This is a genomic window from Nostoc cycadae WK-1 (assembly GCF_002897135.1).
Taxonomy (GTDB): Bacteria; Cyanobacteriota; Cyanobacteriia; order Cyanobacteriales; family Nostocaceae; genus Nostoc_B.
In genome coordinates, this window is sequence record NZ_DF978421.1 from 224,576 (window position 1) to 240,172 (window position 15,597).

Below are 15,597 nucleotides of genomic sequence, written 5' to 3' on the forward strand. Positions count from 1 at the left end.
GTTCAAAACCCTTACACCCATTCTTAACAGACAAATTTTGTGTTTAAGTCCTATACTCTATTGTGTGTTGTTAGAGTATTGCCGCAGTTTGCACAGGGTATGGCAGAACCAATTCAGATTCTTTTACAAACTACTATTCCCACTACTGAAGACGACTGGAGCATTTTTCGTTTCTCAATGCTACAGGAATATTTAGCATCGATTCAAGATGAAGCGGGAAATTGTTTATTTAAAGTTGTAGCACGCGATCGCTCTGCCGACGCAGAAGGCAATGATCCAATTTTAGGAAGCCTTGACCAATCTGATTTTGATGAACTTTGGCTATTTGCTTTAGATGTTGGTGACGGTTTAACAGCCAAAGATATTGCCGGAATTAACGCTTTTCGCCGACGCGGTGGCGGTATTTTAACCACTCGCGACCATCAAGATATGGGCTGTTCTATGTGCGATTTAATTGACATTGGCGATATCCATTATTTCAATACCAAAAATCCCGACCCTGATGAATCTCGCTGGTGTCGAGATGACCCCTATACAACTTATATTTCTTGGCCTAACTATCATTCAGGCGCGAATGGTGACTATCAAAAAATTGCTGCTGTTGAACCTGTTCACGAACTATTAAAAAATCTGCATTCACCTTCAGGAAAGATTGAAATTTTCCCCGCTCATCCCCACGAAGGTGGCATTGGTATACCTCCTAGCAATTCCAAAGCACAGGTAATTGCTTTAGGAAAAAGCTTAGTTACAGGTCGTGATTTTAATTTGATTGTAGCGCTCGACCATTACCAAGATGTACAAGGTAATAACTTAGGGCGTACTGTAGCTACTTCCAGTTTCCATCATTTTGTGGATTACAACTGGGATATTACTAAAGGTTGTCCTACTTTTGTAGATGAACCGCCTGGAGATGGGATGAAAAACGAGCCACGGGCTTTAGAAGATATTAAAACTTATGTGCGTAATCTTGCCTTGTGGTTGGCAAACAAAGGCTGAAGGCTGAATTCTGAAGTCTGAAATGAAGAAACTTGTACAGTCAGGCTTTTAGCAATTTAGAATGGTTTAGCGTATTGTGCAAGATGAAGTATGAAGATGAAAGCATGAAATTTCACACCTCATACTTCACACTTCATACTTCTAATTACGCTTCATCTAAAGCAGCAATACCGGGCAGAACTTTGCCTTCGAGTAGTTCTAAGCTTGCGCCGCCACCGGTGGAGATATGGCTCATTTGGTCAGCTAAACCAACTTTTTCTACAGCCGCAACAGAGTCACCACCACCGATGATGGTAGTTGTACCTGTTTTGCTAATGTCTGCGAGAGTGTGTGCGATCGCTTCTGTACCGACAGCAAATTTATCAAACTCAAACACACCCATAGGCCCGTTCCAAATTACAGTCTTACAATCAGCCAAAGCTTCTTGGAAAACTTTCACAGAGTCAGGGCCAATATCCAAGCCCATACCATCAGCAGGGATATTCTCAATGCTGACAGTGGTTGCATTGGCATCGGGCGCAAATTTATCAGCTGACACAATATCAGTAGGTAGCAAGAAGGTAACGCCTTTTTCTTTTGCTTTTGCTTCCAAAGATTTCGCTAGTTCTAGCTTGTCTTCTTCTACCAAAGACTTACCTACATTCAAACCACGGGCTTTGTAGAAGGTAAAAATCATCCCACCACCAATGATCAGCTTGTCGCACTTCTCTAGTAGAGTTTCGATAACGCCGATTTTGCTAGATACTTTGGAACCACCAACAATTGCAGCCAAAGGACGTTGGGGATTTTCAATTGCATTTTGTAGATATTGCAATTCTTTCTCCACCAAATATCCAGCCACAGAAGGACTCAGGAATTGAGTCACTCCTTCAGTAGAAGCATGGGCGCGGTGTGCAGTACCGAAAGCATCATTTACATAAAAGTCAGCATTAGCTGCTAATTTTTTCGCAAATTCTGGATCGTTTTTCTCTTCTTCTTTGTAAAAGCGGACATTTTCTAGTAAAAGCACTTGCCCATTTTGCAAAGCGCTAACTGCTTCAGCGACCTCATCGCCGATAGAGTCATCCGTCTTGACAACTTCTTGACCCAACAACTCAGACAAACGCTTGGCCACTGGTGTTAAACGCAGTTTGTCGTCCACGCCCTTGGGACGACCAAAATGGCTTACCAGAATTACCTTAGCACCCTTGTTTGTTAAATCTTGGATGGTTGGCAGCGCAGCGCGGATACGAGTATCATCGGTAATGTTACCTTGATCATCAACAGGCACATTAAAGTCAACTCGCACTAAGGCACGTTTACCAGAAATATCAGCCGCCGATAAACTTGCTAAACTTTTTTTGGACACAGCCAAACCCTCCTGATTGCCTTTTTGTTATCGTTTTGAAAGTATAACCATCAAGATTTTACCGGAGTCTGGGGTGCGGAGGAGAGATATGTTTAAGACAGTGTTATTTCCAATCGATCAAAGTCGGGAAGCACGGGAGGCTGCTGATGTAGTTGCCAATGTCGTGCAGAAGTACGGAAGCCGCTTGGTGTTGCTATCTGTGGTTGAGGAAACCTCGGCAGAAGCACCAAGTCCTGATCCGATGGTTTCACCAGAGGTAGTTGCTAAACTGCTAGAAAATGCTCAAGCCTTATTTTTACAGGAGGGTATTCAGTCTGAAGTTTTGGAACGGCAAGGTAAACCAGCATTTACCATTTGTGATGTTGCTGATGAAATCGGTGCGGATCTAATTGTTATGGGCTGTCGCGGACTGGGCTTAACTGATGAGGGTGCAACTGATAGTGTAACGACACGGGTAATTAATCTTTCTCCATGCCCAGTTTTGATAGTGCCTTAATTGGCTTGGAGACCAAAATCAATGGTTTAGACAGGTGTAGGAATATCGGGGTGTAAGTGAGCAAAAACTTTACACCCCATTTTAACAACTCCAGATTTTGTGTATGCAAATAATCTGTTGCCGTTTATTTCTTGACTAAAAAATATGCTGTAGCATACTCAGGTAATTGCTGAATATACTGACCAAATTCTTGTCGATTTTGAAAAATTCCTGCTAAAAAATCGAGTTGATAAAGGTTCGGTAAAAATGCTCCACCTGTATCGGCAATTACGCCCATTCGCAAATTTTTCCGTCCGCCTTGGTTATTCTCTATTACTACTACTTTACCTACGCCAATATTCAAAACATCTCCAGCAAAAGTCACTCCTGGTTTAATGGAAATTTTGGCATCTATTTTATGACCATAACCTTTAATGGCATCTACCTTTTTAAAATACCAATAACGTTTCTGGGCTGTTCCTTTTAAGCCCCGAATATAAGACATACCATTATTTCTATCTACATTGAAAAATGCTTGAGAACCATCAGTAAATTTAATTAAGATAGTACCCTGCAAAAGGGCTTCTTCTAAACCATCACGGGTCAGGTAAGCTAAAGGTTGAACTTTACCAAATTCTTTACCGCCAGGCTCATAAATACCTGATAAAACATCTTGTTTCGTATATTTAGTATAAAATTTATCTTTATATGAGCTATCTTTTAAACTATAAATTGGTGTATTAAACTTAGCTGTTTTAGTGGGAGAACCTTGATGAGTAAAAACGGCATATTTGGTGATGCGTAGTTGTTTTTGACTAGTATTTTGCTTATTATAAGCATTCCATTTAATCACACGAAAATTTTTGTTGATAAAATTAGGCTCTTGTAGCCGAGTCGGACGATTATTTGCAATGTCTTCTTTTAAGACAACAATCATAAAATCTAAAGTTTTGAGAACATCTTCTACACTAACTCCTTGAGTTCCTAATAAACCTTTGCGTTGAATATCTGGATCATCAGCAGCGTGGTCTTGGAAATATTGACGGGTATTAACAAGGGTACTTAATAAATCTGATTGATTGAAATTAATTTTACTAGTAGGTAATTTAGCTGTAGATAAAATTTGATTACCGTTAATACTAAATTTATAATTTTTCCACTCATCGATAACTGGATAACCTACAGATACTGAAGCTGCATATTTATCAGACACTTGCTCTAAAATCGGCTGATTTACACTAGCCGTTTGCATAGAAGCTAGAGAAATTTGCGGTTGAGAGAGGGCAAAATTATCTTGAATGTTTTCTGGTTGAGCTAGTTCTGGATTTTTGGACGGAGAAGAGAAATAGCCATGCGCGAAAATAGCTGTTAATAAAGCGGCGGTACCCAAAGAGAGGCTAATTTTTTGACTGAATAAGTTACTCATAGTTGAAAAAAAATTTCTATAAATCAATAATAATTACACTTGCTTAATATCTGGGTGATATTAATTTGACAATCCAGAAACCCTGATTACAATAGTGGCATTATAACTGGTTCAAATTGTATTTATATCTGCTCAGACAGGTTAACTCTGTTAGTTTTACCAAGTTCATCTTGGTGTAATTAGCGTAGCAAAAATCAGTACTTACCATATTCACCCAATACAGATACTCAGTCAGACCATAGCCATGAAACTCTTGTGCTAATTCGTTCGGAGGATTCATGAAAATTTTTCGAGATTTATTCAGAAGAAAATAACTCATATTACCGTTTTTCTGTCAATACGTAACATTTATACAAATGGCAGCAAATGATACTGTCAAAAATCTTACATACCTGTTTAATCATCAGTAATCTAAAAAATCTCAAAAATGTTAAGTATATCCATTAATCAACCTTTACCGAGTGTGCCGCGTTTGGTAACAGCTTTACCAGGAACTCGCGCTCAAGCAATTGTAGAACGCGATTGCGCTGTAACTTCCCCATCTTATACACGCGACTATCCTCTAGTGGTAGCACGCGGTCAAGGCTGCATGGTGGAAGATGTGGACGGCAATGTATTTTTAGATATGACTGCTGGTATTGCTGTCACAGCTACCGGACACGCCCATCCGGAAGTTGTCAAAGCTATTCAAGACCAGTCAGCTTGCTTGCTGCACATGTCCGGTACGGATTTTTATTATGAACCGATGGTGGAATTGGCGGAAAAGTTAGCCTTTCGCGCCCCTTTTCCTGGAGGTGCAAAAATATTTTTTACCAATTCTGGGGCGGAGTCAAACGAAGGGGCGATTAAACTAGCTCGATATTACACCAAGCGATCGCTCATCGTTGCTTTTTTGGGCGCATTCCACGGACGCACTTACGGCGCAATGTCTCTGACTGCTTCTAAAACAGTGCAAAGGGCTAACTTTGGGGCGTTAGTTCCAGGAGTAACTCATATTCCTTACGGCACTCACGCGAGTTTAGATTATTTAGAAAAACAACTATTTAATACCATACTACCGCCCCAGGAAGTAGCAGCTATATTCGTTGAGCCAATTCAAGGAGAAGGCGGTTATATTGTCCCCGAAGATGGATTTTTACAAAGAATTCGAGATATCTGCGATCGCAACGGCATATTAATGGTAGTAGATGAAGTGCAATCAGGTATGGGACGTACAGGTCGCTTGTTTGCCACTGAACATTGGGGTGTGATGCCTGATATTATCACCACAGCTAAAGGTCTTGCTAGTGGTTTACCTCTCGGCGCAATTCTCGCCCGTCCAGAATTAATGACATGGCCACCTGGTTCCCACGCCACCACCTTTGGCGGAAATCCTGTGGCTTGTGCGGCGGGTTTGGCAACATTGCGACTGTTAGAAAGTGGCTTGATGACCAACGCTACCCAAATGGGCGAACTATTACAAGCTGGCTTAACTCAATTGCACCAAAGATTTCCTAAAATGTCTTTACCCAGAGGTAAAGGTTTGATGGTAGCGGTCGATTTAGTTGATGAAGCAGGTAACTATAATAGTAAACTACGCGATCGCATCATCCAAGAAGCCTTTTTACGTGGGCTGCTATTACTCGGTTGCGGTAAAGCCGCCATTCGTTTTTGTCCACCCTTAATCATTGACAGCAACCAAATACAAACCGCCCTCGAAATTCTCTCTGACATTCTTAAAAGTGCTGAGGGCTGTTAGCGGTAGCGGGGCGTTTAGCCCGTGCTGAGTGCTGAATAACAATAACAATTATAATTCTTCCCCTGCTTCACTCTGTCCGCTGTCACCTGTCCCCTGTTCTCTTCTTCTATAATATGAAACCCGAACTCGCATCTGATCTCTGGGAATCACTTTGGCAAGAATATCAAGCCAGAGTCAATTATGCCCAAATCTACCAAAACATGATTAGGGAGGCGGGTGGAACCGTCGCCAACGACCATATTGCTTTTCGGTCTTTGCGTTTAGTAGTCGATAGTCCCCAAGGTAAAATTAACTTAGGTATCAACCACTTAGCACAAATAGCCGAAGCCTTGGGTTACGAACCTGCGGGGGAATATACATTTGCAGCCACCCATCTTTACGCGCGTCATTATCGCCATCCTCAGCAAGCAGAATTCGATTTACCCAAACTATTTATTAGTGAATTAATTGTTGATGAATTACCGGATACTATTGCGCAATTAATCTATCAAACAGTATCCACAATTTCCGCAGAAGTTCTTCCTGTTTTGACACCTGTTTTACTAGATGAGAATAATTTTGCCAGCATCATCCAACAATTAAAGCAAACCTTCACTCGGCCTTGGCAAATTCCTCGACGTTCCGTTTTAGAAGAAGTGAATAAAATTACCCAATATGGCGCTTGGGTGTTACTGCACGGTTACGCCGTCAATCACTTCACAGGCTACATTAACCGCCAAAATACTCCTGTATATCCTGATATAGATACTACTGCTGAAGCTTTGGCGAATTTGGGTGTACCGATGAAAGCCGAAATTGAAGGTAATGTTACTTGTGGTTTACGCCAAACTGCAACTCAAGCAGTAACAGAAATGGTAGCTGTGCTAGATGACAGCAGTCATACAGAAATTCAAATTCCCTGGACTTACGCTTATTATGAACTCGCCCAGCGTTACATCATAGAAATTGAGCCTGGAAAGCCAGAACTGTTTGATGCTTTTTTAGGTAAAAATGCCCAACAATTATTTGAAATGACTCGACGTTAATCATTTCCTTTCTCATATCTGGGAAACATAAGCTCCTGATGGACATTCATGGTAAACGTAAGATTTAATCGAAGTATTTTGAGTAGTCAGGATTTTTTGCAGGAAACGGATGAACAAAATTATACTAAGCTTACTTTCGACCCCTGTGCTGATTAGTTCGATTTTGTCTATGACGGCTATGTTTAATCCAGCACAAGCAGCCGAACCAGCGGTAAAAGCCACAGAAGACCGTCTATCTTGTATCCGCAACAAGCATAAGATTGGCTTAGTGTGTGCTAGAGTTTCGGTGTTAGCACAAATCCCCACACAGCAGGCTGAGGTGGAATTTTCACAAGAAGATGTGCCGATGCTAGAGTTTAGTGACCAAGAAAGCGATATGGCAATTAATTTGTTTGGTTGTGACTGTCCAGCCTGCATCAATTCGTTGCGTCAGATGAGTGGTGCTAGACCTTTAGTTTATTAGAATTTTACGAGCGATCGCTTGAATTTTAGCTGTTATAAACAAAAATTTAGGGACACAACAGCGATCGTGTCCCTATTAACCCTATACTCACTAATAACAGCCAGCCCAAGTTACCCATTTATGAGATAAGCCTAAGTGCATTACTTTGCCAGTCATCTCATATTCCGTAACAATTGCTTTTGTGAAATCAGCATTGCTAATTTCTGCTTCATTAATATTACTAGCAATCAAATTTGCTTTCTTGAGATTAGCACCAGTCAAATCTGCACCACTCATTTCTGCTTCGCTGAGGTTTGCTTTTAGCAAGTTTGCTAGTAATAAATTAGCACCCCGCAAATCTGCACGACTGAGATTTGTTCCTTCGAGGTTAGCCTTAATTAAGTCTGCGCCTATTAAGTTTACTTCACTCAAATTTGCGCCACTCAGATTACCTCCGCTGATATCTGCATCAGTCAGATTTGCTCGGCTGAAGTTACATCCACTTAAATTAGTCTGGCTTAAATCTGCTCCACTTAAGTCAGCTTCAACAAAGTTTGCGCCTCTCAAATCAGCACCGCAAAGATTAACTTGATGCAGATTTGCACCCACGAAGTCTCGCTCTCCTGCTGCATATAAATTCAGGAGTTTGTTAGCATCCATATTTTCACCTCAACTTGTCTACAGGTACGCAAGTCTGTGCATTAACACTACCCAAACCACACCAAAGACTATTTTTTGAGTTGCTATAGCAATTGGGAATTGTAAGAAAAACTCGTTCTTTTATTTTCCTATACCTTCCTCGATTTGTAACTATGGCTTCATGGAAATATACTTACAGCATTGTTCTGGTTGAATCTTGATGTAAAAAGACCCGTCTTACTCATTCTGAAGGACTTTTATCACTTTTGCTAAAAACTGGGATGGTTCCAACTGTTGTCAATGCTCAACACTAGTAATGTTTTCATAAATCAAACTATATTTCTTTTGAATATTTTTATACTTTTTTAACTATCATGTTTTCATTCGCATGAACTGAAAATGATTGAGGCAAGTCTAGATAGAAGGAAACAACTGTCGGCGAATAGCAAAATTTGCTAACCTAGCAGGTACACGAGAACGTTTTAGAACTGGCAATCGGAGAAATTTACCTGTTAACAAACGAGCTATGCCTTTTATCCGTGCTTGAAGTCTCACCAAGAAAAAATTAAAATAGTCTACACCTGCTTTTGAGGCATACATAGGCATAAAAGCCAGTTGATTATAGAGAACATCTGCTCTATGGGTTTTACTTAATCCATGACGAGAATGCTCTAGATTTGGTAAGCCACCATGCTCTCCATAATTTCGGAAAGGGATGTAGTTTTTCAAGTGATGATGGCGCAGAAAATTATCAAGATAAGTATCCCAAGTAGAATAAGCATTAGGGTCTGATTGTTGTATAAGTTCTTCTGCAAATTTAATTAATTTATCAGCCCCTTGGGGAGTAACAATGTAAGCAACGGTTGAGACTGAAGAACCTTCAGCATAGCCATCTGCTGAAATACTATATATCTGAGAAGCACAAGTATATAGCCAGCACATACCAACATTAGTTTGATAGGGATTAAAAGGTAAAGGTAGTTTGCCCAATCCTACAACTGGGACAAAATCTGCTTCAACAATTAAAGTGGGTTGAGTTTCTCTTGCAGCTAATTTCCATGCACTTAAGTGATTGAGTAGACAAAGATAACTCGGAGAAAAGTTTTTATACTCTGGTTGGTGCTTTTGTCTCAAAACTTCACACTGTAAGCCTTCTTTAATCAAGGTCGATTCAAGTAAATTAGTTTGTTCTTTATAGGCAATAATAAAAGCTCGTCCAATCACATCAGCAATTTGTAAAGAAGTAAAGGTTTTATTTTTTGATCCTCTTCGGGGATATTTGCACTCTTCTATAAACTTTTCAAGGGTAGCTTGAGAATTAAAATAGTTTTTGCTTTTAATGCCTAGCTCTAACATGTAAATGCCCCTGTTACTGATAATGATATGTTGCTACTTAAGGAATAATATGCAGTACAAAAATATGGAATATACAGGTTGTATGATTGATTTTTTACTGGTTAATACTTAATTTCGCTGTTTATATCAAAAATAACTAGGGTGATATTACTGAGAGAATATTTAAACTCTGTAAATTATGTTTGATGCTGGAATATAGTAATGTAGCAATAACTTTACTTTCATTGTCCGATATTGATAGAAACTTCAAACTTTTGGAATAGATAATATGTTTAAATTCACCGATATAAGATTTTTAGATTGTCAGTTTTGGCAAAATTGTTAATACTGCTCAATTATTCTTGATTAATAATTTATTTAATACCTTAAATAAGTTAGTAATTTCAGTAGAGGAAATTTTTAAACTTGCTTTTACTGAGAAAACTTGCAGAGATTATAAAACTATAATCTCTGGTTTCAGTATAATTACATTAATCCTAATAAAAAATCTAATTTTTGTACCTAAAAATAGTAAATACTACTAAAACTTTAAACTTACAATAAAATATTAGATGTAAAAATTAGTGTTATCCACATTGCCAATCACTATCATTATGGTTTTTGAGAAAACGATGATGATTTTTAGATGAATTAATTGCCATTTAACCTTACTATAGTTATATTTGTTTCAAGTAAGCCGCTGCATCTACCAGAATTATTCGTGCATTTACCTAAAAACTGATCATAATATTAATCGTTGTATTCGGACTGAGAAGAATTAGATATACAACAGTAAGTACTATCAGAGTAATTTTAATTTTTAAATTGCTCTGATATTAAGCTACATAATATTTGACTTGGTAGATATTTGAACTAAATCTATCACAATATCTATAAGTCAAGTTTGGGAATTTTACAAGATTTAACAACATAATGCTGTTGGCACAAATCAGAAATTAAATCAATTTTATTTGTGTGCTTTTAGTGATTCAAAAGCTAAATATACGGTCAACATGACTGAGAGTGCAGATGAATTATTTGAACTAATGGAAATTATCAAAAATCTAATTAAAACTAAAAAATATAAATTTTATGTGTTGAATATAAAACAATCTGGATATAAAAAATGGTTAGACGAATAACATAATATTCAATTTGCATACTTCGTTTGATGTCTAATATAGAGTGTTTTAAATAATCATGATTAATTATTTCCAATAATAACTTCTCATCATTTGTTCTTTTGAATAAAAAATACATTTTTTTAATATAGCTATGAAGTTGGTACAAGACTGGAAGCAAAATTATCTTTTCTTGCTTCTGTTGCTTCCTGGAATTTTTTCTGTTGGCATTTCAGCCGTAATTGCTGATGAAACTACTAATACAGCCGTGTTGGGAGGCGATAATATTCAGCCTGTTACTTCTAATACTGTGTTTTTTACTAGAAGTGCAACTGCATTAGAGATTGTCAAAACGGCCGATCGCATCGCCGTCGAACCAGGTGATACCGTCGTTTATCGGCTGGCTATCCGCAACACTGGTAACTCTCCCGCCAGCAACATTACCCTGACTGATACGCTACCCCTCGGCTTGAATTTCGAGACGCGATCGCTGCAAGTCTCTTTAACCAGCAGTAACACTACCACCCCTGTAACTGTATCAAATAGCCAAGATAACAGCACAGTAACCATTAACTACGCTGGTACTATCTCTGCACAGGGAACGATGAATGTAGCCTATGCAGTCACAGTCACACCCGATGCAGTACGTGGAACAGGCAAAAACTTAGCCGTCGCCGCCGCAGGTAATATCCGCAGTAACACAGCCAGTCATTTACTAAAAATTCGTCCTGGTATCATCTCCGATTGTGCAACTTTAATTGGACGAGTCTTTATTGATAAAAACTTTGACGGCGAACAACAACCAGGCGAACCAGGCATACCCAACGCCGTAATTTATATGGATGACGGAAATCGTATCCTTACCGATGCCAACGGGATGTTCTCTCTAGCCAATGTGATTGCTGGTAATCGGACTGGAACTTTAGACTTAACCAGCCTACCCGGATATAGTCTCGCACCCAACCTCTACAACATTGAAAAAAATAGCCAATCGCGCCTCGTCCGACTCTCACCCAGAAGCATGGGACGGATGAATTTTGCAGTCACACCAGCATCAGGGGAAGGACGTAAGTAAGATGACGCAGATTAGTGCTAGAAAGCGTGACTTAACTTTACTAAGCGTTTGTAGTGCATTTCCCATCCTCCCAATTGCGGCGGCGACTGCACAAACACCACCACAAACGCAACAAAAAGTCGAATCTCCCAATGTTCCAGAGTTAATCGCACCTGTAGAAGATGATATCGAAGCTGTTTTCTCCCCACCAAGACCAAGCCAACCTGATAAATTAATAATTTCAGATCAAATAGACTCCTTCACTTCTGTAGAAAGTACAGAAGATAATCAAGCGAATATTTCCTCAGATCAAATAGACTCCTTCACTCCTATAGAGAAAGCCGAAAATAATCAGGCGAAGATTTCCTCAGATCAGATAAATACGTTCACTTCTGGAGAGAAAACCGAAAACAAACAGACACCAGAAAAAGCAGAAACCCCTATTTCCTCCGAAATCCGTATTATCACTCCAGTTGCAGGTGTGACTACTGCCAAAACTACTAACTTGGGAGTTCAATATCACTCTAATAACCAGGTAACAGTGACATTGAATGGTAAACCCATTGATGCGGCTATCTCTCAATACTTGCATAAAGACGAAGCACAACAGTTAAACACCTTAATTTGGTATAACGTGCCATTAAATAAAGGTGAAAATACAATCATTGCTCAAGATGCTGATGGTAAATCAACCAGTGTGAAAGTCATGGTTGAAGAGGTGCAGAAAAAAATTGCGATCGCACCCATCCAAGAACCCAGAATTCCCGCCGATGGTCGTTCTCTCATCACATTAGAAGGTAAAATTACCGACGAAAAAGGCGAAATCATCACCGAAGATATTCCTGTCACCTTAACAGCTAGTGCAGGTCAATTTGTGGGTGCAGACCAAGATAAAGATGCACCAGGGTTTCAGGTACTTGCGCGTAAAGGTGAGTTTACAGCCACACTGCAAGCAGGTTTAATTGCTCAAAACGTGAAAATTCGGGCGGCTATTAATCAAGATGCAGAACTCGAAGCTTATACCAATGTAGAATTTATTACTAACTTGCGCCCTTCCTTAACCACAGGTAGCATCAACGTCAGGATTGGCGCAGGTGGTACGGATTATCGAGGTAGTTTCCGCGACTATCTCAATCCTAATAAAATCGGTCGGACTGATGTAGATATAGATGCAGCCGTCTTCGCCACGGGTAAAGTTGGAGATTGGCTATTTACAGGCGCATTCAATAGCAAACGTCCCCTAAATCAAGATTGCAATGGAGATAATCGCCTGTTTGGTGGTATACAATCTTGTGAAAAAGACTATCCCGTATATGGCGATAGTTCTAGCTTTACTAACACTGCGCCTTCTACAGATAGTGTCTATGCTCGCATTGAACGCACACCAGATATCCCAGGCGCAGAATCAGACTATTTTATGTGGGGTGACTACAATACTGAAGAGTTTGCTAGATCATCCCAGTTATATACAGCTACCACCAGACAACTGCACGGCTTCAAAGGTAATTACAACTTCGACAACCTGCAACTAACAGCCTTATACGCTAACAATATTCAAGGTTTCCAGCGCGATGCAATTACCCCTAATGGGACAAGCGGTTACTACTTCCTTTCCCGCCGCTTAGTTATTCCTGGTAGTGAAAACGTTTTTATAGAAGCGGAAGAAATCAATCGTCCCGGAACAGTTTTAGAACGTCAATCGTTATCTCGTGGGGCTGACTACGAAATAGATTACGATCGCGGTACATTATTATTCCGCCGTCCCATCTTCGCTACAGAATTAAATCCCTTTGGTAAAACTTTGGTACGCCGCATCGTTGTTACCTATCAAAACGACGCTGGAGAAGACAGCAAACTTTACGCTGGACGACTGCAATATAATCTGAGAACTTCCGAAAATAGTCAAAACGGAAATCCATTTATCGGTGCAAGTTACCTCAGAGAAGACCAAGGACAGCAAAATTTTGAACTATATGGAGTCGATTTCTTTGCACCGTTAGGAAATTCTGGGCAAATTATCGGTGAATATGCTCACTCTCGCCACAATACCCTCGCCTTTGGTAACGTCAGTGGTTCGGCGTACCGTTTAGAAGCTAGTGCAAATCTTGGCAAAAACTTCCAAGGACAAGCTTACTATCGTTCTGTCACCGAAAACTTTGCCAATAACGCTACTTGGAGTTTCACACCAGGACAAACTCGCTACGGTGCAGCCTTAACTGGGAAACTGGGACAAACCACCAGCTTTAATCTAGGATACGATCGCGAAGACAATTTTGGTATCGCCCCAGCCGAACAAACCCAGTTAATTGACTTATTCAACCCCCAACCCCAAGCCGCACCAGGAAGCAAAATTAATAATTCCCTCACCACCATCCGCGCAGGTATCCAACAAAAAATCGGTCAATCTGATTTAAGTCTGGAATACGTCAACCGTTCCCGCGAAGACCGCATTACTAACAAATTCAACGGTAACGCCAGCCAGTTAGTCTCTCGTCTGGACGTTCCCTTATCTGAATCACTCACATTTCACGCGCAAAACGAACTCAACCTAGGTAAAAGCGATCAACTCTATCCCAACCGCACAACATTCGGCTTAGATTGGGCATTGTATCCTGGCGTAAGTATGCGACTAGCACACCAATTTTATGAAGGTGGCCTATTACAAGGCAATAGCATCACCAGTCTAGATACAATTGTCGAACACAAATTTTCTCCAGATACCACCGTCAGAGGTCGTTACTCAATTTTAGGCGGTGCGGATGGAATGACTGACCAAGGTTCCGTATCTCTAAATCACGGTATCCGCCTCGCACCAGGATTAAAATTAAGCCTCGGTTACGAACACATCTTCAAAGATATTTTTGGAGATTCCGCCACAGGTATCAGATTTGCTCAACCTTACGCAGTCGGACAAACTGCTTCCTCATTAGGTTTGTTTGCGGGTGATGTTTACAGCATCGGCTTAGATTACACTGATAACCCCAACTTCCAAGCCAACGCCAGATTAGAACATCGTAGTGGCAGCGAAGGCAATCATACAGTAATCTCCGCCGCCGCATCCGGTAAACTTTCCCCAGCTTTAACTGCGGCGGTACGCTATCAACAAGCAGGCGGCGCAAACCAACTCTTACAAGGACTAGGAGACACCGCAAATCTGCGCGTCGGGTTAGCCTACCGTGACCCCAACGACGATAAATTCAACGCCTTATTAGGGTACGAATATCGCCAAAACCCCGCCACCACACCCGATACCTTATTAGCCGGTAGCGGTAACGGTTCCACAGACCATATTTTCTCCGCCGAAGCGATTTATGCACCCAACTGGCAATGGGAATTGTATGGTAAATACGCCTTCCGCAGCAGTTCTACTTCCCTATCCGAAGATTTTACCAACCACAGCAGCGTTCATCTAGCACAGTTACGCACAACTTACCAAATAGGCTACCGCACAGACTTAGCCGTCGAAGGACGTTGGTTAGGTCAACCAGAACAAGGCTTTAACGAATTTGGTTTAGCTGTTGAAGGTGGGTATCATTTAACACCAGATTTACGAATTGGTGTCGGTTACGCCTTCGGGAGCGCAGATGACCGAGATTTTAGCGGTTATCGCTCCGCAGGCGGCCCCTATTTAAACATCAGCTTTAAACTCAATGAACTTTTCGGTGGTTTCGGTAGGCAAAAAGTAGTACCACCACAACAGCAAGAGTCAGTAGTTCAACCAGTGGCTTTGGAGTCGAAGTGAGGAAAATAATGACACCAAAAAATTCCCCTAATTCCCTAAAACCCTCTCTTCCTTGGCGTACTTGGCGTACTTGGCGTACTTGGCGGTTCGTTCCCTCTTTACTTATAATTCTCCCTCAAATTGCGATCGCTCAATCATCCCCCGCATCCTTACAAGTCATAGTCAACAGTAACCAAGACGGACAAATACAACCAGACGACAAACTCACCTTACGCGAAGCCATTGCCCTAGTAAACGGTAATCTCTCCGTAGAAAA

12 protein-coding genes and 1 pseudogene are annotated in these 15,597 nt (G+C 40.6%); 8 read left to right on the plus strand and 5 right to left on the minus strand.

The features are described from left to right. The first annotated feature begins 99 nt into the window (after window positions 1-99). The gene (locus NCWK1_RS00885) at window positions 100-996 is read left to right on the plus strand and encodes a hypothetical protein (protein WP_103123389.1); all 897 of its coding nucleotides are present in this window, start codon (window positions 100-102) and stop codon (window positions 994-996) included. Between the two features lie 145 nt (window positions 997-1,141). On the opposite strand, the gene NCWK1_RS00890 is transcribed toward NCWK1_RS00885, so the two are convergent. Continuing rightward, window positions 1,142-2,344 (minus strand): phosphoglycerate kinase, encoded by a 1,203-nt coding sequence (locus NCWK1_RS00890; protein ID WP_096582213.1) that lies wholly within the window; start codon window positions 2,342-2,344, stop codon window positions 1,142-1,144. A gap of 88 nt (window positions 2,345-2,432) precedes the next feature. Between NCWK1_RS00890 and NCWK1_RS00895 the strand changes: the two genes are divergently transcribed. Further along, a complete protein-coding gene (locus tag NCWK1_RS00895) occupies window positions 2,433-2,840 on the plus strand; it encodes a universal stress protein (protein ID WP_096582211.1) in 408 nt (135 codons plus the stop codon). A 124-nt stretch (window positions 2,841-2,964) separates the two neighbouring features. Here NCWK1_RS00895 and NCWK1_RS00900 read toward each other — a convergent pair whose 3' ends face one another. Continuing rightward, window positions 2,965-4,245, minus strand: a complete 1,281-nt coding sequence (locus tag NCWK1_RS00900; protein WP_096582209.1) for a hypothetical protein — start codon at window positions 4,243-4,245, stop codon at window positions 2,965-2,967. Window positions 4,246-4,345: 100 nt separating this feature from the next. Next, a complete protein-coding gene (locus NCWK1_RS29020; RefSeq protein ID WP_146033923.1) occupies window positions 4,346-4,525 on the minus strand; it encodes a hypothetical protein in 180 nt (59 codons plus the stop codon). A gap of 147 nt (window positions 4,526-4,672) precedes the next feature. On the opposite strand from NCWK1_RS29020, the gene NCWK1_RS00905 reads away from it, so the two are divergent. From NCWK1_RS00905 to NCWK1_RS00915, 3 genes are all read left to right on the plus strand, one after another. Then, window positions 4,673-5,983, plus strand: a complete 1,311-nt coding sequence (locus tag NCWK1_RS00905) for an acetyl ornithine aminotransferase family protein (RefSeq protein WP_103123390.1) — start codon at window positions 4,673-4,675, stop codon at window positions 5,981-5,983. Window positions 5,984-6,096: 113 nt separating this feature from the next. Continuing rightward, a complete protein-coding gene (locus tag NCWK1_RS00910) occupies window positions 6,097-7,008 on the plus strand; it encodes a DUF1338 domain-containing protein (protein WP_103123391.1) in 912 nt (303 codons plus the stop codon). A gap of 109 nt (window positions 7,009-7,117) precedes the next feature. Then, window positions 7,118-7,471, plus strand: coding sequence for a hypothetical protein (locus NCWK1_RS00915; RefSeq protein WP_103123392.1), 354 nt, complete (start codon window positions 7,118-7,120; stop codon window positions 7,469-7,471). Window positions 7,472-7,561: 90 nt separating this feature from the next. On the opposite strand, the gene NCWK1_RS00920 is transcribed toward NCWK1_RS00915, so the two are convergent. Then, complete coding sequence (locus tag NCWK1_RS00920; protein WP_096582201.1) at window positions 7,562-8,110, minus strand: pentapeptide repeat-containing protein; 549 nt, start codon at window positions 8,108-8,110, stop codon at window positions 7,562-7,564. A 393-nt stretch (window positions 8,111-8,503) separates the two neighbouring features. Beyond that, a complete protein-coding gene (locus NCWK1_RS00925) occupies window positions 8,504-9,445 on the minus strand; it encodes an LPS biosynthesis glycosyltransferase (protein ID WP_222838757.1) in 942 nt (313 codons plus the stop codon). Between the two features lie 1,254 nt (window positions 9,446-10,699). Here NCWK1_RS00925 and NCWK1_RS00930 point away from each other — a divergent pair. From NCWK1_RS00930 to NCWK1_RS00940, 3 genes and pseudogenes are all read left to right on the plus strand, one after another. Continuing rightward, window positions 10,700-11,620: an isopeptide-forming domain-containing fimbrial protein gene (locus tag NCWK1_RS00930; RefSeq protein WP_103123393.1), complete on the plus strand. Its 921-nt coding sequence runs from the start codon at window positions 10,700-10,702 to the stop codon at window positions 11,618-11,620. A gap of 1 nt (window position 11,621) precedes the next feature. Next, window positions 11,622-15,341 (plus strand): TonB-dependent receptor, encoded by a 3,720-nt coding sequence (locus NCWK1_RS00935; protein WP_103123394.1) that lies wholly within the window; start codon window positions 11,622-11,624, stop codon window positions 15,339-15,341. 8 nt (window positions 15,342-15,349) lie between these two features. Further along, window positions 15,350-15,597 (plus strand): annotated as a pseudogene (locus tag NCWK1_RS00940) (OmpA family protein); the annotation flags it as partial.